Annotated in this window: 18 protein-coding genes; 7 read left to right on the top strand and 11 right to left on the bottom strand. The window is 46.3% G+C overall.

What is annotated here, in order from left to right:
- Positions 1-553: 553 nt before the first annotated feature.
- On the bottom strand, positions 554-5,404 hold the full coding sequence (locus QUB70_RS15920; protein WP_332981784.1) for a CHAT domain-containing protein: 4,851 nt from the start codon (positions 5,402-5,404) through the stop codon (positions 554-556).
- A gap of 584 nt (positions 5,405-5,988) precedes the next feature.
- Here QUB70_RS15920 and QUB70_RS15915 point away from each other — a divergent pair.
- Entirely contained in the window at positions 5,989-6,183 is a 195-nt protein-coding gene (locus QUB70_RS15915; protein ID WP_332981782.1) for a hypothetical protein, read from the top strand.
- 97 nt (positions 6,184-6,280) lie between these two features.
- Here the strand turns inward: QUB70_RS15915 and QUB70_RS15910 are convergent, their stop codons facing one another.
- A complete protein-coding gene (locus QUB70_RS15910) occupies positions 6,281-6,559 on the bottom strand; it encodes a hypothetical protein (protein ID WP_332981781.1) in 279 nt (92 codons plus the stop codon).
- A gap of 221 nt (positions 6,560-6,780) precedes the next feature.
- On the opposite strand from QUB70_RS15910, the gene QUB70_RS15905 reads away from it, so the two are divergent.
- Both QUB70_RS15905 and QUB70_RS15900 read left to right on the top strand, forming a co-directional pair.
- Positions 6,781-8,355 (top strand): NupC/NupG family nucleoside CNT transporter, encoded by a 1,575-nt coding sequence (locus QUB70_RS15905; RefSeq protein WP_332981779.1) that lies wholly within the window; start codon positions 6,781-6,783, stop codon positions 8,353-8,355.
- Positions 8,356-8,662: 307 nt separating this feature from the next.
- Positions 8,663-9,268 carry a DUF3318 domain-containing protein gene (locus QUB70_RS15900; protein ID WP_332981778.1) on the top strand — a complete coding sequence of 202 codons (606 nt, stop codon included), beginning with the start codon at positions 8,663-8,665 and terminating at the stop codon, positions 9,266-9,268.
- A gap of 183 nt (positions 9,269-9,451) precedes the next feature.
- Here QUB70_RS15900 and QUB70_RS15895 read toward each other — a convergent pair whose 3' ends face one another.
- Together QUB70_RS15895 and QUB70_RS15890 are read right to left on the bottom strand one after the other, a co-directional pair.
- A complete protein-coding gene (locus tag QUB70_RS15895; RefSeq protein WP_332981777.1) occupies positions 9,452-10,108 on the bottom strand; it encodes a Uma2 family endonuclease in 657 nt (218 codons plus the stop codon).
- A 246-nt stretch (positions 10,109-10,354) separates the two neighbouring features.
- On the bottom strand, positions 10,355-10,630 hold the full coding sequence (locus tag QUB70_RS15890; protein WP_332981776.1) for a helix-turn-helix transcriptional regulator: 276 nt from the start codon (positions 10,628-10,630) through the stop codon (positions 10,355-10,357).
- Between the two features lie 151 nt (positions 10,631-10,781).
- Between QUB70_RS15890 and QUB70_RS15885 the strand changes: the two genes are divergently transcribed.
- Positions 10,782-11,192, top strand: a complete 411-nt coding sequence (locus tag QUB70_RS15885; protein ID WP_332981775.1) for a hypothetical protein — start codon at positions 10,782-10,784, stop codon at positions 11,190-11,192.
- A gap of 496 nt (positions 11,193-11,688) precedes the next feature.
- On the opposite strand, the gene QUB70_RS15880 is transcribed toward QUB70_RS15885, so the two are convergent.
- Both QUB70_RS15880 and QUB70_RS15875 read right to left on the bottom strand, forming a co-directional pair.
- Positions 11,689-13,479 (bottom strand): glycosyltransferase family 39 protein, encoded by a 1,791-nt coding sequence (locus QUB70_RS15880; RefSeq protein WP_332981774.1) that lies wholly within the window; start codon positions 13,477-13,479, stop codon positions 11,689-11,691.
- A gap of 115 nt (positions 13,480-13,594) precedes the next feature.
- A complete protein-coding gene (locus tag QUB70_RS15875; RefSeq protein ID WP_332981772.1) occupies positions 13,595-14,809 on the bottom strand; it encodes a glycosyltransferase in 1,215 nt (404 codons plus the stop codon).
- A gap of 140 nt (positions 14,810-14,949) precedes the next feature.
- On the opposite strand from QUB70_RS15875, the gene cofH reads away from it, so the two are divergent.
- Positions 14,950-16,095: a 7,8-didemethyl-8-hydroxy-5-deazariboflavin synthase subunit CofH gene (gene cofH, locus QUB70_RS15870; protein ID WP_332981771.1), complete on the top strand. Its 1,146-nt coding sequence runs from the start codon at positions 14,950-14,952 to the stop codon at positions 16,093-16,095.
- Positions 16,096-16,139: 44 nt separating this feature from the next.
- Here the strand turns inward: cofH and QUB70_RS15865 are convergent, their stop codons facing one another.
- Positions 16,140-16,805 (bottom strand): Uma2 family endonuclease, encoded by a 666-nt coding sequence (locus QUB70_RS15865; RefSeq protein WP_332981770.1) that lies wholly within the window; start codon positions 16,803-16,805, stop codon positions 16,140-16,142.
- Positions 16,806-16,970: 165 nt separating this feature from the next.
- Complete coding sequence (locus QUB70_RS15860) at positions 16,971-17,237, bottom strand: hypothetical protein (RefSeq protein ID WP_332981768.1); 267 nt, start codon at positions 17,235-17,237, stop codon at positions 16,971-16,973.
- A gap of 216 nt (positions 17,238-17,453) precedes the next feature.
- Between QUB70_RS15860 and QUB70_RS15855 the strand changes: the two genes are divergently transcribed.
- Positions 17,454-17,696 carry a helix-turn-helix domain-containing protein gene (locus QUB70_RS15855; protein WP_332981766.1) on the top strand — a complete coding sequence of 81 codons (243 nt, stop codon included), beginning with the start codon at positions 17,454-17,456 and terminating at the stop codon, positions 17,694-17,696.
- Between the two features lie 51 nt (positions 17,697-17,747).
- A complete protein-coding gene (locus QUB70_RS15850) occupies positions 17,748-18,353 on the top strand; it encodes a hypothetical protein (protein WP_332981765.1) in 606 nt (201 codons plus the stop codon).
- 102 nt (positions 18,354-18,455) lie between these two features.
- On the opposite strand, the gene QUB70_RS15845 is transcribed toward QUB70_RS15850, so the two are convergent.
- From QUB70_RS15845 to QUB70_RS15835, 3 genes are all read right to left on the bottom strand, one after another.
- Positions 18,456-19,397: a hypothetical protein gene (locus QUB70_RS15845; RefSeq protein WP_332981762.1), complete on the bottom strand. Its 942-nt coding sequence runs from the start codon at positions 19,395-19,397 to the stop codon at positions 18,456-18,458.
- Between the two features lie 13 nt (positions 19,398-19,410).
- Positions 19,411-20,526, bottom strand: a complete 1,116-nt coding sequence (locus tag QUB70_RS15840) for an AAA family ATPase (RefSeq protein ID WP_332981760.1) — start codon at positions 20,524-20,526, stop codon at positions 19,411-19,413.
- Between the two features lie 382 nt (positions 20,527-20,908).
- Entirely contained in the window at positions 20,909-22,147 is a 1,239-nt protein-coding gene (locus QUB70_RS15835; protein ID WP_332981758.1) for an LL-diaminopimelate aminotransferase, read from the bottom strand.
- Positions 22,148-22,240: the final 93 nt, after the last annotated feature.

The raw sequence follows: 22,240 nt of genomic DNA, 5'->3' as shown, positions 1-22,240 counted from the left end.
TAACATTTCTTTAAAAATAGGAGTAATGATTCGGGTCAAGAGTGCGATCGCTCCACAGATTACTCCCCAAGCAGGAAAAACAGAGTGAAGTGCGATCGCCGTTGAGCTTCCTAGGAGATTGGGGGGTTGCATAATTAGACTATGAATAAATACCGTTCACTTAAGACAGATCCCCCCTAACCCCCCTTCCCAAGGGGGGGGGACAAGAAAGCTCTTAAAGTCAACCCCTACTCCCCTTCTTAAGGGGGATTTAGGGGGATCTCCGGGACGGAAAAAGTGTTAAGTGAACCGTATTGGACTATGAATAGGTGGAATCACCATACAATAGACCTCTTGCAAAAATCCTTTTAATCAAATTCTGGAACGGGCTCTCCGGCCCATTCCACAAGAAAAAAAAATTTGTGGGATGGGCATCTTGCCCGTCCTAGTTATTTTTGCAAGAGGTCTAATGAAAGCGAGTGCAAATTAACCCATATCTGTAATAACACTAAAAAAAAAGGAAACAAAACCACATTTGTGTCAAATCTTTTTCCTTCTTCTTTCAACATCCCCATTACCAAGGATTGCCAATCATTGTAAAGGCGGCCCAATAATAAGGATGCGAAAGCACTCGATCGCCCCGCCCCGCAATTTCTGGAGGCAAAGTTAGACTCACAGAAAGCCCTTCGACTCGCAGCATCCCGTCTTGAATCCGCACGCGCCCCCGCAGCATCTCCAATTGCGCCTGCCGCAAAGCCTCGGCTTTAATCATCAAATTGCCTTCACCTCTCGGCATCCGCAACTGGCGGTAAAACCCCGTCATCAGCCCCAAAGTCCCCTCATCGCTGACTTCCCACAAACTCGCCAAAGCCGATCGCGCACCGCTAGCTACCGCCAAACCCGCAAACCCCAACTCCGCCTCTGCGTCGCCCAAAGCGGTACTGCACGCGCTTAAAACTAACAGATTCACCGGCGGTTCATTCCACCGCAACTGCCGCATTTGATCGAGGCGCAATTTAGTATCCCACAACTGAATGTAAGAATTTTTTGGTTCCCCGGGCTGGAATTCGCTGTGAGTTGCTAAGTGAATTATTCCAAAAGGCCGATTTGCCCGCTGAGCTTGCAAATTTCCGAGAGTAAAATCTTGATTCAAAAATGATTTTCCGCGATCGGGCGGCGCGATCGACTCTAACTCCACCGGTACCGCCGGTAATGGCGCTTTATCTTCAAATACCGACGCCCCCATCGCCAAAATTTCATCATCCGCAATATTGTCGTAGCCGATATCAGTCAAACTCAGACTCGGCATCACGCTAAGGCTGTATTTCTCAACTAAAAAGCCTTTGCCGTCGTGAAGGGCCGCAAACGGCACGCTCCGCAAACCCGCCGCCGGAATTACAATTAAATTGTCAATATTTAAAGCTATCAATTCTGGAGCAATTGGCGCAATTAACCACCGATAAAGTTTTTGAGCCGCATCCAAATAACTAATGCTGTTTCTTCTTCTGGGATTAGTTATTTCGCTTTGCAAGTCGTCAGCCAATTGCAACACCTGCCAGCGCGTTGTCGCCGGAACTAAAACGCGCATCGGTTGAGCGTTAGCTGTTACTAACACTAATTCTAAATGCTCCCCGTTAGGAACATCGGAAACTTCTTTGCCCTGCTGTGGCGGTAACTTCTCCCCCAACCTATCTTCTAAGAGCCGAGGCGGCTGGGGGATGAGGTTTTTTCTCACAGGCAATAGATTAGATAAATCCCGACTTGCCACCAGCACCGAACCATTTTCTTTGGCGGCGGCCCCGTCCGAGCCGCTGACCCAATTCATATAAATGATGGCAGATTTTACCCCGGTAATCTGTTCGTTTTTGCGAAGAGTTTCGTAAATTACCGACATATTAGTTATCGGCGTTTTTGCGGGCAATTCTAGATATTTTTCATACTCGCGACTGAAGGTTTGTTCAAATGCTAAAACTCCTGAGCCTACCGAATTTAATCTTCTAGAAGGAGCGAAAATAGCCCGGCTAATTGGTAAATTTTTGTCTCCAATTGGCGATCGCAATTCAACTTGCAAAGATGAAGGAAGTGACAGCGCAGGATCGGGATTTACGGGTACTACAGGCGGTGCGGGAATTGGTGCGGGAATTGGTGCGGGAATTGGTGCGGGAATTGGTGCGGGAATTGGTGCGGGAATTGGTGCGCCCGGTGTAATTAGGGAAATCTGATTTGGTAAACTTCCCTGCGTGTAAGTTTGCTCAAAAGAAAGACTGGGCAAAATGGCGTTTCCTGCGCCAGCATTAATGCCTCCCCTGGTTCCATTGTCGATCGCGCCGCCAACTACAAACGGTCGATCGATACCGCCTCCGTGGCGAATTGCGATCGCCCCCGCCCCCGCACCTCCGGCAGTAGAAATACTGGAAATATTGCCCGATATATCGTTGAAAACACTGTTCGAGCGAAACAAACCGAGGGTTGTCACATCAACGCTGCCGCCAGTGCCGCCAGTGCCGCCTTGAGCGTTGACAAAACCCAACTGAATGAGGCCGGTCGCGCTCAGGGAAACAGCCCCGCCGTTGCCGTTTGAAGTGCCGCTGGAGTTGAGATCGAGAGCCGAAATCCCCGATGAAGAGGTGAGAGCAATATTTCCGCCGATCGCCCCCGAAGCGTTCAAAGCTCCCGCAGTTAAAGGGCCGGCATTGGTTTGGAGCGCGATCGCGCCTCCGGTTCCCGTTACCGATGAGGAGTCGATCGCGCCTGCTGCAACAGTATTCCCCTCAACCCGAATGCTCCCGCCGTTCGAGGTAATATTGTTAGTCCGAACCTCGCGGCTTCCTTGCAGGTTCACGCTGCCGCCATCCGTCCTTAAATCACCCTCTAAGAACACATTTTCTGCCTTGATATAGGCTCCCAAAGCGGCCGTGCTGTCCCCCCCGAAGGTAGCGGAATTTCGGGCGTTAACGCTCAAACTGCGGGCTGCAATTGTGGAAGCAGCCGTCACGCTAGCAGCGTCCGCCGAGAGCAGGCCCAACCTCTGAGTTTGACCGACTGTGCCGCGAAAAGTAATGTTGCCGCCGGAGCGCAGCGTCAAATTATTTGCCCGGCCAGTGATGCTGTCGAGGTTACTGGCAAAAGCGATATTGCCGTTAGTTGCGGCTAAGGTGGCGGTGCGATCGACGGTGACGTTACTATTGAAAGCGATGTCGCCCGATGTCGCAATATTGCCCGAAACCTGGGTACTGCGGGCATTGACAGTCAAACTCGCCAGCGGTGCAGCTTGACCGACTGTACCGCCGAACAGCACTCGTCCAGCATCAAGTCTCAAGGCGCGAGCTCCGTCTAGGCTACCGGAGAACAGAATGCTGCCCGTAGCTGACGCGCTCAAAGCCGCGTCAGCATTGAGCGATGCGTTTCCTGTAAAAGTTAGATCGCCGCCGGATGTCGCAATGTTGGCGCCGAGATCAGTTTTGGGCGCGTCGAGAGTCAGGGAAGCGCTGCCGCTTGTCAAGAGGGGATTGTCGATCGCGATCGAGCTGCCTTGAAGTGTCAGCGGGCTGTTGAAGGTAATGGGTGCGACGATCGCGATCGAGCTGCTGTTTTCGCGCCCGATCGCGATCGAACCGAAACCCCCCGCCAAAGCGCCCAGATCCGCTGCCGTCAAGTCCAAAATGCCCAAAATATCGCCGGTGCCGCCGATCCGAATTCCTCGGCTGTCGTTGGGCTGCAAGCGAATTGTTGCCCCCGCACTGCTGACGGAATTGCGCTCGCCCCTCAAGTCAATGCCGTTAGCGGTGAGAGCGATATTGCCGCCGTTGGCATTGAGTCCGCCCAGAGAGATGCTGCTGGCGAAAATGTTGACGTTGCCGCCTTGAGTCTCGATTAAATCGTTGGGGTCATTGACAAAAAACACTCGGCCCGATTTAAATGTTACGGTGTCTCCCGTTCTCGCTTGCAGGGAAAGTTTGTTATCGCGCAAGTCTTGGACAATGATGTCGCCGGGGGTATCTAGAACTACGTTGCTGCCGGCCACCATCTGTTCCAACTTCACTTCTGAGATCGATGTTTCATTGGGTTCTGCTGCGGGTTCGAGTTGCAGGGCGGTTGATGGCGTGCTGGTGTAGCCGTTACCGCTGACGATCGTAATATTTGCCGGATCGAGCCACAAAGTGCCGATCGTACCGTTAGCAGCGCGGGTATCGACCTCTCCTTGGAAAGTTAAAGCATTTTTGCCCGAAACTTCCACTCCTCCGCCGTTACCTGCGGCACTGCCGCCGCGAGCAGTAATATTGCCGAAGAAGCGAGTTGTATTGTCTGCCCAAATTACCGCAGTGCCGCCATTGCCGCGGTCGATCGCGTCTGCTGCGATCGTAGAATCTGGACTAACATATGTCACCAGTGCGTTCGGCACTGGTTCTGTCCCCTGGAAACCGCCTCCGACGCGCACATTACCTCCGCCGTCCGTCCCGGAAGCATTGATATTTGCGCCGAACAGTCCGACTTTTTCCCCTAAAATATTGACTGTGCCCCCAGCATTGCCAGAAGGAGCAAATACATTTACAGAACCCGAGACGATCGCACTTCCGGCATTTACCGGCACTGTTTGGCCGCCAGTCAGTACCAATTGACCTTGTGCGTCAGTCGTTAAACCTGTGGCTGACGCTATGCCGTGGCCAGTCAGCAACTGAGGCAAAGCAAGCGGGGCGATCGCCGATTTTTCTGACTGCAAAGACGGAGTAATTTCTAAACTCAATAAATTGCCAACTTGACTGATACGGACTGCATTTTCTCCCGGGACAGCAGCCACTGTAATTTTACCGCTCGGGGCGGACAATTGCCCGGTATTAATCACTGTCCCGCCCAGCAAAGTTAAACTTTGACCGCTGCCAACTGCCAAGTTTCCCGCATTGACAATAGTCCCAGATTGTGAGTTATTAAAATTAAATTGATTCGGATTTCCCGCTAAAGCTTTGTAATCATTAATTCCGGCCCAATTGAACCAGCGGTCGCCGAAACCAATACCTGTAGCAGTTGTCGCGAAAAAAGACCCCGGCACGTTCAATCTAGCATTTTGACCGAAGACAATTCCCGCCGGATTCATTAAAAATAAATTCGAGTTTCCGCCGCTTACAGAAATCAGACCGTTAATGACAGAAACATCGCCACCAGAAATCCGCCCTAAAATATTTTGAATATTTGGATTAGTTAGAAAATTAGCAATTTGACCTTCGCTGAGATTAAATTGGCTGAAGCTGTGAAACAGATTTGCTTTGTTTCCAGACAGTTGTCCGCCACTAATGTCTGTACGATTTTGGTCGGACTTAACAACAGTATTCGTGCCGTCGTTCGCCGGAAGGACAGGTTGCGATCGCACTGCTAGCGGTAGCAGCCAAAAACCTAATGTCAAAATTAGAGCAGAGCGAAAATACGTCATTAGTCAGTTGTCATTAGTCAGTTGTTAGTGGGCAGTTGTCAGTGGGCAGAAATAACAATTACCAATTGCCTATTACCAATTCCCTGTTGGCCCCATGCCTTATGCCCCATTCTAATCTCTTGTAGTTGTGATTTTTTTTGAGCTGTAATGTTCCGCCAAAGTGCCAATAAACTTAAAAAGGTCGAGCTTGCGGGCAGGGGGGTTTGTCCCCTGGGTGCGAATCTGCTGAGTCATATCAAATCCAGTAGCATCAGAATTAATATTACCCACAGTCAGGACTTACGCGAGAGCCGTTTCCTTACAATTAATCGGGCGATAGTTAAATCTGTCGCGAACGCTCATGATTATTTTGGGGTAGGGACACGGCAGTGCCGTGTCCCGAGTTGCTCCCAAAGCACCCTTGCCAGAATGTCGGAAATACAACAATGCAGATTTTATATTTATCTGTCGCAGGTGTCTTGACAAAGTGTCAGCAGAGTCATATGATTGTCTCACAGATAAAAGGAAATAGCTATAAACCCTCAAGATAACTGGCTCCTCTAACTAATTTAAAAACAAAATATTGATGCTTTTAGAAACCAGCCATGCAAACTCAAACTTCCCAATTTCTAACTGAACAAATAGTAGATCGGATCTTTTCGTCAGGCGAACTGAGTCGGGATGACAGACAGCGAATTCAGTCAATGCTATTAAATGAGTCGATCGGCGAAAAGGAATTGAGCTTAATTGAAAGAGTCATGGAAGGCGTAGTCAAGGGAATACTTGACGTGATGAATTAGTTGAGAACTTGCGGCGATCTATCTAAATGTAGGGTGCGCAATGCGCACCTTACCCTAATTTATTATAAAATCGAAAATCGAAAATCGACTCATCCTTCTAAAAATCATCATCTGAACCCTCATCCGAACTCTCATCGCGACGCACAAGTTCCGAAGGAGGCCGATCGCTACTCCAGGCCCACCACACGCCGCCACACTGGCACCGGTAAAATTCTTGCCACTTCCGGCGGTTGAACTCGGTGTATACTGGCGATCGGCGATTAATCCAGACCTCATCGGCATCCGTGCAGCTAGCACCGCACTTGGGACAGCAAAACTCAGTAGCGTGAACCGCCGTCGCAGTCCATTCAGGAGGATGTGGAGCAAAAGCTTCCATGTGTTGCGTGTTTCTATTTAAAGTGCTGGTAATTACGGCAAATCAAGGGTTGCTAAAGATCCGCTTCCGCTCGCAATGACATAAGCAATGACATAAGTACGCTGTTGAGTGCGTAATTCCTATGACAGTTATTTTTTTGGCATTTGCCGTCCGATGAATAGTATAACTGATGTGGTGCAAGCCGTCGATCGGCATTCTCAGCTATTTCAAGGACTAAGCTCATGTCTATCTACAATCTTATCTCGTTTCTGGGCATTTTTGGCTTGTGCGCGATCGCCTGGATTTTTTCAGAAAACCGACAGCGTAAGTATATTCCCTGGCGCGTCATCATCTGGGGCATTGGGCTGCAATTAGTCTTAGGATTTTTAGTATTCCTGTTCCCCCCAACTCGCCTCGCCCTAGAGTGGTTTACTGGCTTACTGGATGGAGTATTCACCGCTGCTGACGCTGGGGCAAGATTTGTATTCGGGAGTAATGTTGTACCGATACCCGGTAAAGATCCGGCAGTTAATTTAGGATATATTTTTGCCTTTCGAGCTTTACCGACAGTCGTCTTTTTTTCGGGCCTCATGGCTTTGCTATACAACATCGGCGTCATTCAAATTGTCACCGAAGTATTTGCCAAAATATTTTATATGACAATGCGGTTGAGCGGCGCGGAAGCTCTCAGCGGTGCTGCTAATATTTTCGTAGGAATTGAAGCGGCAATTGTTGTCAAGCCTTATTTGCCGAAAATGACTCGTTCGGAACTTTGTGCAATCCTCTCTTGCTGTTTTGGGACGGCGGCTTCTTCAACTTTAGCAATTTACGTCAGTTTTCTCAAACCCGTTTTTCCCAATATTTTAGGTCATTTAGTTTCAGCCTCAATTATCGCAATTCCCGCTTGTTTTGTCCTCTCCAAAATCTTAGTACCGGAGACGGGAGTGCCGCTGACAATGGGCGGCATTCCCAAGGAAGAACGAAAACCTCAAGGCCGCGAATTTATCGGCGACGAAATTGCCGAAAATGACGGCGATATCCGCCAACAAGAGACAGTTGGGGGAGAACCGATCGAACGTGTGAGTCCTTTGGATGCAGCGATAATTGGTGCATTGGACGGTGTAAAAATGGCAGTGGCGATCGCCGCTGTTTTGATTTTAATCTTGGGCTTAGTTTCCTTAATCAATCAATTCTTTGCTTGGCTGGCAATTTTGCCAGGCCCAATTGGTGGCTTTTTCAAAGTTGTCACCTTAGCCAACATTATGGGAGTCTTATTTTATCCCCTGACGCTATTAACCGGAGTCTCCATTGACGACTCTTGGCAAGCATCAGTAATTATCGGCCGCCGACTGTTAGAAACGGCGATTCCGCCCTATCAAACTTTAGCAGAAGCGGGGGCAAAAGGACTGGTGAGCGATCGTACAGTATTAATTGTCAGTTACGCCCTTTCCGGCTTCGCCCACTTAGCCTCCGTCGGCATATTTGTCGGCGGTACGATCGCCCTAATTCCATCCCGCCGCAAAGACATTTCCGAACTCGGTTGGAAAGCATTATTTGTCGGCACCTTAGCCACAATGATGATCGCTTGCATCGCCGGCACCTTTGACACCGGAGACGCCAGCATCTTAGGCGCTAAAACAGCCCCGGCTGCCCCGTTAACAGCGCCTGATTCTCCGAAATCATCGCCATCCCCAGCCGCGAATTCAACGCCGTCAGTTGCCCCAGCAATTGCCAGTCCAAAGCCTTCCCCGAAGGGTGAAAAAGCAATTCCGAAAGCTCAAGAATCTCCTAAATCTGAATCGAAGAAAAGCCCTTAAATGAGGTACAGTTCAAGGATACTTAACATCAAACTTAGTTCCAGTTTTCTGTCTGGCGATTAAGGCCAGATCCCCCCTAACCCCCCTTAAGAAGGGGGGGACAAGAAGCGGTCAAAGTTCCCCTTTTTAAGACGGGAACTGGAAGTGATCAAAGTCCCCCTTTTTTAGGGGGATTTAGAGGGATATAGACTAAGTAATAAGCGAAATTCATCACACCAATTCCCTCTTCTTGATGACTAATGACCAATGACTAATGACCAATGACTAATGACTTCTTCCTTCTTCCCTCTTCCTTCTTCCTTCAACTATGAATCCCGAACCAGAAATTCGCCGCCTGTTAGATGTGATGCCCGCCTCCGGCCGCATGACTTGTAAAATTATTAATAAGCCACAACAATCAACGGTAATTGACTGCGATTTTCCTTTGCCTTGGAATCAATCTCGCCCGATTTATATTAATTTTGATTGGTGGAGGCTGCTATCTAAGCCGCAGCGGGATTTACTGATATTGCGGAATGTAAGTTTTCTGTGCAATGTTAAGTGGTTTAAACCGGATATTTATCAAGGTGCGGCTCTGGCGGGAATTGTCGGGACTGTTGTAGAATTGTTGCAGGCAGATGCGATCGGAACTGCGATCGCCGGTGGTTTGACGGGACTCGCCATGACTCGAATTTGGCGCGACAACCGCAGTTCCCAAGTAGAGTTAGATGCTGACGAGGGGGCGATTAGAGTAGCGGGAAGGCGCGGTTACAGCGAAGCGGAAGCGGCCGGACATCTGCTGTCTGCTATTGAAGCTGTGGCGCAAATTGAAGGGCGCAGTTTGGATTTTAATGAGTTGATTCGGTGTCAGAATTTAAGGGCGATATCGGGTATTTCGGCGGTGGGCGTGCCCGATAGTGTCAGGAAAGATTGAAAACTTGCTCCCTTCCTACCAGAAGAATATAGAAATGTCGGCTTTAAGCTGTTGCGGCATTTAAATTGTATGTCAAAAAAACAATTAAACTCTTGTGGGGAGTAGGGGTTGGGCGTCCCGCCCGCCCCGACGATGCAATTTAAATGCGCGACAGCTTACCAAATCATCGCTCTAATAATTACTTCACCTCAGACTATTTGGATCGACTCCTAACTCCAGCAATTTTTGTGCTAATCTGTTCACCTGTTCTTCAGGAGTCAGATAACGTTTTCCATCTGCATCGTACCAATACAACCACTCCCTCATCACCCCAGAATAATTGCCCCTTTCACAACCAATTCCCAAACCAATCTCTGGCATCCAAACAGGATGTCCCGACTGTAATTCATACTTGCCATTAACTAACTTATGTACTTCCAAACGGGGTTTGCGGCGGCGGCGCGAAGAATAAATGACGTAATAAAGTACGCCTAAAGCTTGATATTCCTCCAACTTTGTGCTGTATTCCTTGCGATACTTTTTGGAAACGACTTCCAGTACCAAAGTAGGCACAACCCTTTCATCCCACAGCACGTAACTGGGACGCAATTCTTCATCATAAAACCGTTCCACTCCTAAACTCAAGAAACCATCCGGGACAATTGGAGGTTTTTCATCATGAAAATAGATGCCCATATCTATACCAAAAAACCAGTCCATCCGTTCTGCCCAAAGTATGAGCAATATTGCTTTTAGCAACCCCGGTATTAGTTCTTGCAGTTCGTTATCCACAGGCGTTTCGTCAGAGTCTGGCAGTTCATCGGCTGAGGGTAAGTACCTCGGCCAGTTGTAATTTAACATTGCAGTTTTTCCCAAAACTTACATCAATTATAGCGTGGTTGTTTTTTGATACAAATCGCAATTCAAACCAGCAACTCACCAAAAATTGCTTGTTCTCGAATAGCCTCATAATTTTTCAAAATCTCCGACCGTCAATTTCTAGTAGACTTCTTGCAAAAGTCCTTTTAAGCAAATTTTCGGACGGGCAAGATGCCCATCCCACAACAGAAAAAACTTTTTGTGGGATGGGCATCTTGCCCGTCCCAGCTATTTTTGCAAGAGGTCTAGTGATTCCTCCTCATCTACTCGCCGACTCAGATAATCCGGCAACTCATCAAAACATACCCCCACTAAACGGCAAAAATCCCTCATTTGCCGAACAGTCATCGTAGGTTCGTCTCCCTTTTCCCATCGCCGCACCGACGAAGCCGACACCCCCATCCGCACAGCCAACTCTTCTTGGCTCAAATTAGCATTCTCCCGCAGTCTCCGAAAAGGCAACTCATTTTCTGGTTGCCGTTGACGTTGCCTTTTTTTTACCATATTATTATAACATCTTAGTTTAAGCGCCTAATTTAAGCGCTTAACTTACTTGTGATAGGCACAGCCATAGCCAAAACAGACTGCACTAAAAATCAAAGGTGCAATTCTGTCACTTTCCTATGGGCAAACATACCCAATTTACAATACAGCCATGAACACCCCAGAAACTGCGAATGCCTGGATTATTTACCGACTGCTGCCCAACTTTCAGCGCTTACCCGTCGCGCAATTTCGCAGCCGCAGCGAAGCAGAATCTTCCCTGAAAGTCATCCGGCAAATGCTACCCAATACCGAATTAATACTTGCTTTCGAGGTTGGGCCAGAAAATCCAACTACCGAACTCAATCAGCCCCTTGCTAAAGAACCAAACTTGCCAACTTCAGTTAACCGAGAACTCTTGAAACTTTTCATTATCAGTTCTCGTCCTGTTGTTTCCCGCGTCATTCATTCTTTTCACCGCGATAATTTTGCCTGCGTTTCTGACTGGAGTCCGCTTGTCCCAACTCAAAATCCCGGTGAAGTGATGAGCGTCTTAATTAAACATTTGGCCGCTGACTCTTAGCGTTCGATGGAACAGTCCCGATCGTATTGATAGCGGTAAGGTGCGCAGTGCGCAGTGTGCACCCTACATCTACATCAGCGGGGTGATGCGTATTGGTAATAGCTTTAAGCTGTTACGCATTTAAAATAGTATTGTAGGGTGCGTCAGCCCTATCTTGTTTTCCTTGCTTAGTAAGTGTTCTACCCGTGGCACCCTACAGGCCTCGTTAGTGGTTTAAATGCGTAACAGCTTAGCAATGTCAGTTTATTGAGTCATAAATTTATCGATCGCCCTTTCTAGTCGGATCTGATATCTTGTACTATTGTCAGCAACGGGCTAGAAGCCGGTTCCACAAAGAATGGATTGTCTTGTGGGGTGGGCACGTCAGCAACGGGCTAGAAGCCGGTTCCACAAAGAATGGATTGTCTTGTGGGGTGGGCTTCTAGCCCGCCCATAAAAAACTTATTGAGAATGTTGCAAGATGTAAGTCGGACTGTCGTTGCGGGCGATCGCCAAATCAGGAACAATGATAAACTTGATATTCATACCCATCCACCGCAGGCAAATCGCCAGGTTCAAGCTGACATTTTTGTGCTGCTAAATTGACAGGTGCGCGAAAATTAACCAGCCACAAATCTAGCGGGCGTTGTAATTGACTGAGTGTTTTGTCAAGTGTCCCCGCCGCTATTTCCGGCTCATCCCTTCTCTGATTAACTAAAAGAAACTGTGGAGAATCCGATGCTTTAACGTCCTCCTTCTTCCTTCTTCCTTCTTCCTTCTTCCTTCTTCCTTCTTCCTTCTTCCTTCTTTCCCATTCCCATCCTATCCCCATCAACTCTCCTATTTCTACATGAGTGCTTTGAGTAGTGGCAATTAACACGGGAACTTTCGATAATTCGCGCATAATCGGAATTAAAAGATCGGGTTTGTAATATTTGCGATAGCCGAGATTAGAATTTACTGTTACACCGCTTGCAAAACCCATTACTAAAATTAGCAGAACTGCTTTTTTGCCAGCAATTTCCACAGCAGGTAAATTAAACCATTGACTTTTTACTGTAGGTTTGTTAAAAATAACCGCCAAGGTTACTCCTAACAGTAATATCGCCCCCGGAAAGTAGACGAAATTGTATCGAGCGCCGCGAGTTATGTCAATGCCGAGAATATATGCAAAACTGAAAAATAGAAAAATTGCTCCCAGCACAAACCCGCCGAAAATAACAGTACCTAAACGAGTATCGGTTGTTTTTAAAGAAGTTTTAAGAGCGCCCCGCAGCAGGGGAAGCGCCCAGATCAAAAATATTGCCATTGCGATCGCCGATGCAACTACTACTGCCAAATTTGGCGATTCCACCGGCAGCAGAGACATCACAGTGATCCATCCAGCTAAAGCTTGAAAAATCGGCGCGATCCAATCTAAAAATGTGCGATCGCCGCTGACAATCCAATTCGTGAGTTCGCTGCCGTATTTATTTGACAAAAATACCGGCAACCAAACTAAACCGCCAGCCAAAGTGCCGATCGCTACTGCTAACAGCCGCCAGAGGATTTGAAATTGCCAAATATTCGACTGCTGATTATTTGAAGTTGCCAATTTCTGATTAACTTGCAGCAAAATTACAGCAATTAAGGCGATGGCTTCGGCACACAAAGTCAGCACGAAAAAGTAGTGAGAAGCAATTCCCAAACAGTTAACAACTACCCAAAGCAGCACAGCCCAAATAGGCAGCGGAGCGGGATTTTGCAGCTTTTTTGCAGCTAATGTCAAGCAAAAAAGAGAGGCAATAACTAATAAGATTCCTAAAGTGTAATGTCGAGCTTCTTGAGCGAGATAAATGCCGTAGGGAGAAACTGCCATCATCGCGGCCGCACATTGACCGACTAAACGAGAATTGAAGGCAAATTTGCCCAAAAAGTAGATAGCGGGAACTGAAATCACGCCCAATAAAGCAGGGAGCGATCGCCCGATCCAAACTAAACTATCCTCAGAAGCCCCAAACAACCGCATCCACCAGTGGGCGAGCATAAAATACACTGGTGGATGGTTGCTTTCTAGCAGCAAATTGCGGAGCACGTCGGCGGTGTCAGCATCGGGGCCCAATTGTAGCGGTTGTAATAATGTAGAAAGATCGATCGCGCGATCGACCGGCACCCCGCGAAAACTGTTGCCCAAACTAAACACTAGAGTCGAAAACTCGTCTGTCCACAGCGGTTTCGAGTCCAAATTGGCAAAGCGCAAAATAAAGGCGATCGCAGTCCACAGAAATAGCAACAATAGTTGTTTGTTCTTAATCATTAATTGAGTCATTCAAAGGCATAGGTAAGAAGAGTCATTAGTCATTAGTCATTGGTCATTGGTTATTGGTCATTAGTTATTGGGCATTGGGCATTGGTCATTTTATAAATTACTAATTACCAATTAGCTAATCAACTTCCGTCACCCGCCAGCTCAGCTTCATATTGATCCAGAAATTCCACAGAGTCACAGTAGCGATCGCAATCAACTTAGCCAAATATTCGTTTACATTAAAAACATTAAACATCACATTCACTAGCAGCACATTGATAATCACACCTATCAAACAAATCACATTAAATTTCAACAGCCGTTTCAAGCGCTGGTGCTTTCCAGGCTGGCGCTTAGAAATATCCCCAAAAGTCCACAAATCATTCCACAAAAAGTTACTGATAATTGCCAATTCAGCAGAAACTATCAGACTGCGAGTCAGCGCCAAACCTAGGACAGTCCGCAGCAGGTAAAAAACTCCCATATCCACAAACACGCCGCTGAAACCCACAATGCCAAACCGCAGAAACTTGCCCATCGGCCAGCGGGCAAACCGCAACCGAAGCAAATGCCGCAAATACTCAATATACTGTTTCCAGGTAACTTTGCTCTCGCCTTCTTGCCGCTCCTGAAACACGTAACCAACTTCCCCAATCCAGCGGATGTCCCCCCTGCCGAGCACTTCAATCAAAATTTTGTAACCTGTAGGATTTAGCATTTTGCCCGCTATGCAACTGCGACGCACCATAAAATAGCCGCTCATCGGATCGGAAACTCGGCCCACCACTCCCGGCAGGATCACCAACCCCACGGTTTGAGCGCCCCGCGATAAAAATCGCCTGATAATGCTCCAGTCGCTCACGCCACCCTCGGCAACGTGGCGGCTCGCTGCGGCCAAATCGGCTCCCCGCTGAATTTCTGCTAAAAGCTGCAAAAGCGTCTCCGGGGGATGCTGCAAGTCGGCATCGATGACGCCCAAAACCTCGCCCCGAGCGGCTTGCCAACCGCGAATTACCGCTGTGGAAAGTCCCCGCTCCTCTTCCCGGCGCATCACCCGCAATTGCGGATATTCCGGTGTCAGGGACAGGGCAACTTCCCAGGTGCGATCGGGGCTGTCGTCATCGACTACAATTAATTCGTAGTCGCCGGGAATGATGCCATCGAGCAATTGAGTCAATTGTTCCACAATACTCTTGATATTCTTGCACTCGTTATAGGTGGGAATGACCAAGGAAAAATAAATTGGCGGTGTGTCTGCCTCTGTAAAAGTTGAACCGAAAGTTGGTACAGCAGGAATTTGCAAAGGGCCAGAAGGCACTGGCAACAGGTGATTTGCTTGGTTGATGCCCATAATTTCAGTTTCCAGAAAGTAAAGGATGCTTTTGTAAGACTTGAGATTTTAGAATATCGTTCCTCTCTAATTGATTCGTTAAAATATGAAAACGCCTTAATTCTAGGCAGTAATTCTGTAGTTGAGTTAAAAAGAAAACTGTGGATGCAATTCTCGATCGAGCTTTACAAGGTTACAACATCTCTACCGCAGAGGCATTGGTACTTTTGCAGCAAAGAGAGCCAGATGCGATCGCCCAAATTCAAGCAACCGCTGACTTGCTGCGCCGCCAACAATCAGGCGATACTGTCACCTACGTTATCAATCGAAATATTAATTTTACAAATATTTGCGAGCAGCATTGCAGTTTCTGTGCATTCCGCCGCGATGAGGGAGATGAAGGCGCTTTTTGGTTAGACGCAGCCCAAATTCAGGAAAAGGCAACTGATGCAGTGCAGCGGGGTGCGACGGAAATTTGTATGCAGGGCGGCTTAAATCTTCAAGCTAAGCTCAACGGCGCATCTTTGCCTTATTATCTGCAATTGGTGAAAACTATTAAAGATAAGTTTCCGCAGTTGCACTTGCACGCTTTTTCGCCGCAAGAAATAGAATTTATTGCCAGAGGAGATAATCTTAGTTTCCGCTATGTAATTTCGGCTTTGCGGGATGCGGGAGTCGGTTCGATGCCGGGAACCGCTGCGGAAGTTCTCGACGATTCTGTGCGACGGGTAATTTGCCCGGAAAAGCTAAATTCAGCAACTTGGCTGGAAATTGTGGGAACTGCTCACAGTCTGGGTTTGCCGACAACGAGTACGATGCTTTGCGGGCATATTGAGACGGCAGGGCAGCAGGTTTTGCATTTAGAAAAAGTGCGATCGCTCCAACAAACTGCGATCGACCAAAACTATCCGGCACGCATTACAGAATTTATTTTACTGCCCTTTGTCGGACAGCAAGCACCGGCTCCTTTGCGGAGTCGAGTCGGCCGCGACCAACCAATTTTAGCAGATACATTGTTACTCACCGCTGTATCGAGAATCTTCTTAGGAAATTTGATTTCCAATCACCAGCCGAGTTGGGTAAAATTAGGTTTAGATGGAGCTACAGAAGCGCTCAAATGGGGCTGCAACGACATCGGCGGCACTTTGATGGAAGAGCACATTACAACGATGGCCGGTGCGGTTGGCGGCAGTTGTCAATCTGTCGAAGATTTGCAAAATGCGATTCGTTCTTTGGGGCGGGATTATCAGCAAAGAGATACAATTTATCGACCTTTGGGGGTTGACAATTTGGCTGTAATTGTGTAATTTTTTGGATGCGAAGTGCGAAGTTCGTAATGTATCCTACGAGTTTAGCCGTTAGCGAAGCCCTCGGAGAGGATCGCACTTTCAAATTCTTCTAGCGCTTGCAAATTTCCAACCTGCCAAGCACGTTCCACTGTAGCGGGGATAAGTTGGGCGATCGCAATTCCCGGAAAATTCGGACTAATATCAGATTCCAAATACTCTCCATCTGGTTGCAGCAAATAGATGCGAAGCCTGCCACTGTCGTAAACCCATACTTCTGGAACTCCAATAATTTTATAGGCATCGATCGTAGTTTTAGAAGTAACATCCGTCTCAATTGCCAAATCGGGCGGAGGATCGTCGGGTTGCAGTCGGCGACAGCCAATCATCCGCTGATAATTTAGAATATAAAAGCAAGCATCAGGTTCAATTCCTGCGGCACCTTCCCGTTTGAAAGTAGTAGAACCAAAGGGTTCATATCTTCTGCCCGCTGACTTGAGTAAAATTTTTACAATATCAGAGATTATATCTCTAGGCTTTTCGTGTTCGGGTAAAGGAACCATAATTTGTAAAGTTTCTTTGCTGTAAGCAATTCGTGCCGATCGCTTTTCTCCCAATTCCTCCAAAATTGACTCGAATTCCAGCCAACTTATATTGGTAATAGTTACGACACTGCCGGGAGCAAGCTCCATCTGGCTAACAGGTGTAAGGACGCGAGTGATAACAATCATAAGCTGAATAGGGAGCTAGTTGTTAAATTTGTGCCAAGGGCAGGCAGGATGCCTACCCGACAAGAGTTTTTGGATATATCTGTTGAGTTTAGCACGGGTAACGAGAAGAGATTCGCGATCGCACTTTTGACTCAATTCGAGAAAGGTCGATCGCACATTTAGACTTCATTCCAACCGAATTAACTTAACTAACAGACTCATGATTTCTCCCTGTTCCGGTGTAATGATGATGCGATTGTCGGGAATGGCGATCGGATGCGTCCAATTAGCAACATCCGCGTAGCGCAATGCGTGGAGTTGGTGGATAGTTCGCCGTACCCCCAGCGGCGAACCGATGATGACGTGACGGACTGCTTCGCGATTATCGGCCTCAAAGCTTTGGTTGGTTGAAACTTGGGGCGATACTTGGTTCGATGCGGAATCTTGCAACATAGTTTTGACAAACAATTTTCGATAGGTTTGATGCTTTGTAACGGTAAAACCGCGTACAATAGCAAGTTGAAGAAAAGACAGCAATTCCCCTACAGCACAAGTGGCTTAGCTCGTGCTGTCTAATCTCTATTGCTATAAGCGTAAATCAAATAACGGTATACGTCAACGTATTTAATAAAAGCATAAATTAAATTAACATAAAGTAACAAATAGCCTATGGAAATCTCAGAAAGAGCCGAGCGATCGCCCCTAATGCGACTGAGAGTTCAGCGGTTTTTGACTCAAAAGCAGCTAGCAGAAGCACTTGGAGTTACGGAAGCGACGGTAAGGAACTGGGAATCGGGGCGATCCGTACCGAAGCTAACGCCCGTTCAATATAAGAGGTTGCTAGAGATTTTGCAAATTACCTCTGCTGAATTACCCGACCAATTTGGTTATCCCAGCGATGCTGATGAATAGAATTAAAGTATTCCGAAGTCTCCCATATTCCCCTAGCCCCGTTAATAAGCAATGTCTTATAGCGAATTTACGACAATCCTTAAAGTCAAAGCAGCCTTTGGATTAACAACAATAGAAGGGCCGCGATTTTTACCACAAATAACTCCGATCGCTCCGAGTGCAACCCTGACAGATTTTTTAGCGAATAGTTTACCCGTAGCCGTAGCGACAGGAAGTGAAAAAGCGCGATCGTCCATGATTATTACTCCCGTACTGCTGGAAGTCAGGAAGATTTTGCAGGAGAAGATTAGCTTGTTTTCGGGGGAAGACTTTACGGTTGATTTCAAACAAGGACTCAATGGAATTTGTGATTTTTTGATTAGTCGCTCTTCAGAAATGTTAGAGATTGAAGCGCCAGCAGTCGCAGTTGTTGAGGCGAAGAAAGCAGATTTAAAAACAGGAATTGGACAGTGCATTGCCGAAATGGTGGCAATGCAGAAGTTTAATGAAGCGAAGGGTAAACCAATTCCAGTTGTTTATGGGAGTGTCAGTAACGGAACGCAGTGGCGATTTCTCAAATTGGAGGAAAAAACTGTATCGCTGGATCTTAATGATTATGCCTTGGTTCCGCTGGAGCAAATTTTGGGAATGCTCGTTTGGATGGTACAAGATGGGTGAATAATGCAGTCGTGGATGCAAAGTTTCTACACAAGCGCGTTTTATAGGTGGCATTTTTTTGTGATTGTTCCCAATCCGTGGTGATGTTGCGTCCAAGAATGATTAAACAAACTCATGCAATGTGTTGAAAAAAAAAGGAATATGACACTTAACATCACTACTTTGCTCTGAATAAAATCTGCCAATCTCTAACGATAGTTGTTCTCTAAATACGCGATCGTTACCGCTCCAGTCAACGGGTGGCTTAATTTGTCCCCAATAATCCTTAGCTTTTCTAATTGTGAGCAAAGCCATAATTAATTGCTGCTTGCACATTTCATCGGACGTATTTTTAAACTCAGTTTTCCATGAATCTTGTAATTTATCTAAATCTGTACAATTTAAACAATGATTTATGCGATCGAGTGCTCTCTGTATGTTAAGGTTATTCTTTAAGTCGGGATCGCTACTAATTTTATCAGCCATATCCATATAAATACTATTCACTTCAACAGGATTATCCTGATACATCGGAGGATGAGGATAATCATCAAATATTGATTGAAGCTCAGGTGTAAGAAAATATGCTTCTTTATGAATTAAACCAGTAATCCATATCCGGTGCAGTTTTGCATTTTGTGCTTTCACCTCCGATTTTTCGTAAAGATTGCAAAAAATTGCTTCTGTATCTGGAAAAATGTAATCATCAATCTTTTGCAGGTGCAAGTCCAAATCTATCATTGCAAAAAGTCGATCTGGCTCTAAATACGAATTAGTGGTATCATGATTGTGTAATGTTAAAAGATTAAAATAAGTATTTATTACACTTGCGCGATCGCCACAGTTGAAAAATTCCGGTCGCTTCTGTCTCCACCATGTCGGAACGCAAGCCTTATAAAAGTTGGCATCCGGCATTTTCTCCATGTTTTTATAAGCTTGAGGCGATCGTGTACCCTCGATATCGGAAATAGGGCCCTCGCATAACACTACAATTTTGTTCTTAATTCTGGGAGATTTAAGAATTATTTTGCAGTGTTCTTCTAGCTGTTCTGGATTCAGACTCATTTGTAATATTAGATTATTTTTTAATCAGTTTTGGCTCTATTTCTTTAACATGAGCCGGTGTCAGAGCTTCACACAAAGCGTAGGAGTGAGTTGCCAGAATATATTGATTGCTGGGCCCCCACTCTTTGAGGTCTGATATAATTTGATATTGCCAATCTGGATGAAAAGCAATTTCAATTTCATCCATCAAAACAATAGCATCTTCTATGTTGCGAGACTTGAGCCATATATAAATGCTGAGTCGTTTGAGTTCGCCGTGACTTAAATCTTCGGGATACAGTTCTATAGTTTCACCATTATTATACAATTTAAAATTGACGCCAGAAAAATCTTCATTTACATTTATCCTTTTATTTGACAACATCAAATTTAAGTCGTTAATTAGAGTTTGATAGTTATTACCGTAGCTCCCTGTTTTAATGGCTTCTCTAAAGTCGCGGTCGCGAGCATCTTTAAATGATTTAATAAGTAACTTTACAGCAAGAAAGTCATAGGTAAACAAGCCTTGTAATTGAGAGCGTGCAGATTCGAGTATCCCGTAATAATTCTTATCTCCGTTACTTGAGTTACTAAATAATAATTTTCGAGAAGTCGGCGGAAGAAATAGGAAAATCTGTGTTGAAGGAGCTGCCAGGAAAATTTTACGCGATATCTTATGTAATAATAATTTTGCTTGTTCTTTACTTTGATAAGTCAAATGACATTGTAGCTTTGTATTTGGCTCTTGATTTTGATTTGTTTGAATGCTTGAATAATAACATATATTTAGGCTATCTTCTGAATTTATCTGTTCATCAAAATCAACCATCGCTTCAAACGGTGAACATTTTTCCGAACAAAAATTAAGGTTAACAATTTTTTCTCCATCCCAAATGTCAATAATGGCTAACACTCTTTTGTCTTCCCCCTCAGAAATTTTAAATCCCTGAAGCAGATTTTCTAAAAATGGCTTTTTCTTCTCATCGACAGAACAGTGCAGCAACACAAAAATTAACTGTAACAGCGTACTTTTACCGCCGCCATTTTGACTGCCAAGCGGAAAAATACTAGGAACAAAATCCTTTTCAAAAGTGATGTCTATATTTTTCAAACCGCGAAAATCAGGAACTTGAACTCGTAGCAAGTGCATAAAAAACTCCTGGTGTTGGCTGGTATTTTGTATGGAAACCCTGAGCCACAATCATTTTAGATTATAACTCACATTTTTTACTATTTTCATGAACAGGCAAGATGCCTGTTCCACAACATATCAAATTCTTGTGGGTTGGGCATCTTGCCCGCCCAAAGAAACAGGCAAGATGCCTGTTCCACAACATATCAATTTCTTGTGGGGTGGGCATCTTGCCCGCCCAAAGAAACAGGCAAGATACCTGTTCCACAACATATCAATTTCTTGTGGGGTGGGCATCTTGCCCGCCCACAAAAACAGGCAAGATGCCTGTTCCACAACATATCAAATTCTGGTGGGGTGGGCATCTTGCCCGCCCCAAAAAGACTTATCTCTCGCGCTTTTACACCTTAAACTTCTCCACAATCCGTCTCATCGCCTCCTCCACATTCTCCCGACTGTTAAACGCCGAAATGCGGAAATAACCCTCACCCGCCGCACCAAAACCAGAACCCGGAGTTCCCACCACATTGCAAGTTTCCAGCAACTTCTGAAAGAAATCCCAACTCGACAAACCGTGAGGCGTTTTCACCCACACATAAGGTGCATTTTCACCACCAAAAACCTCGATTCCCGCCGCTGTCAATTTCTCGCGAATAATCGCAGCATTTTCCATGTAAAAATTGACTAACGCCTGAATCTGTGCCTTGCCAGCCTCCGAATAAACCGCCTCAGCACCGCGCTGCACGATGTAAGAAACTCCGTTAAATTTAGTAGATTGGCGGCGGTTCCACAGCTTCCAAATTTCGACATCGGAACCATCTGCTGCTTTTCCAGTCAAAGTCTTCGGTACAACTGTTAACGCGCAGCGAGTACCCGTGAAACCAGCATTTTTGGAAAAAGAACGAAATTCGATCGCACAATCCCGCGCCCCTTCAATTTCGTAGATAGAATGCGGCAAACTCGGATCGGTAATATAGGCTTCGTAGGCTGCATCAAAGAAAATAATCGAACCGTTAGCCTTAGCATAATTTACCCAAGCTTGCAAGTGTTCCTTGGTTGCAGTTGCCCCCGTCGGGTTATTCGGGAAACACAAGTAAATTAAATCGACTTTTTTGTCGGTGGGAATTTCCGCAGTAAAATTATTTTCCGCTGTAATTGGCAGGTAAACTAAGCCGCCGTATTCGCCATTTTCGTTGGCATCTCCGGTGTGCCCAGCCATCACGTTCGTGTCTACATACACCGGATACACTGGATCTGTAACTGCGATCGTGTTATTGTTGCCAAAGATATCGAGAATATTGCCGCAATCGCACTTAGAACCATCAGAAATAAAGATTTCCGAAGCATCCACATCGCATCCCCGCGACTTAAAATCGTGTTCGGCAATTTTCTCCCGCAGCCACTCATAACCTTGTTCCGGGCCGTATCCTTTAAAGGTATCCCGCGAACCCATTTCTTCCACTGCGGCCACCATCGCCTCCCGACAAGCTTCCGGTAGCGGTTCAGTCACGTCGCCAATCCCCAGCCGGATGATGGGCGCTTCGGGATTCGCCTCTGCAAAGGCTTTCACCCTGCGCCCAATTTCGGGAAACAGGTAGCCGGCTTTGAGTTTGAGGTAGTTGTCGTTGATAGTTGCCATAGTTCGATCGCTACAAATGTCGTAGAATAGCTTACTCCCAATTGTCTCTCTCAAGCAGCAGGAAGTTCGGCAACGGATTTTATAACGGATGTA

Source organism: Microcoleus sp. A003_D6 (genome assembly GCF_036702825.1).
In the GTDB taxonomy this organism is placed as follows: Bacteria; Cyanobacteriota; Cyanobacteriia; order Cyanobacteriales; family Microcoleaceae; genus Microcoleus.
Note: the sequence above shows the minus strand (reverse complement) of the source record. Positions and strands in the feature narration are given on the sequence as shown.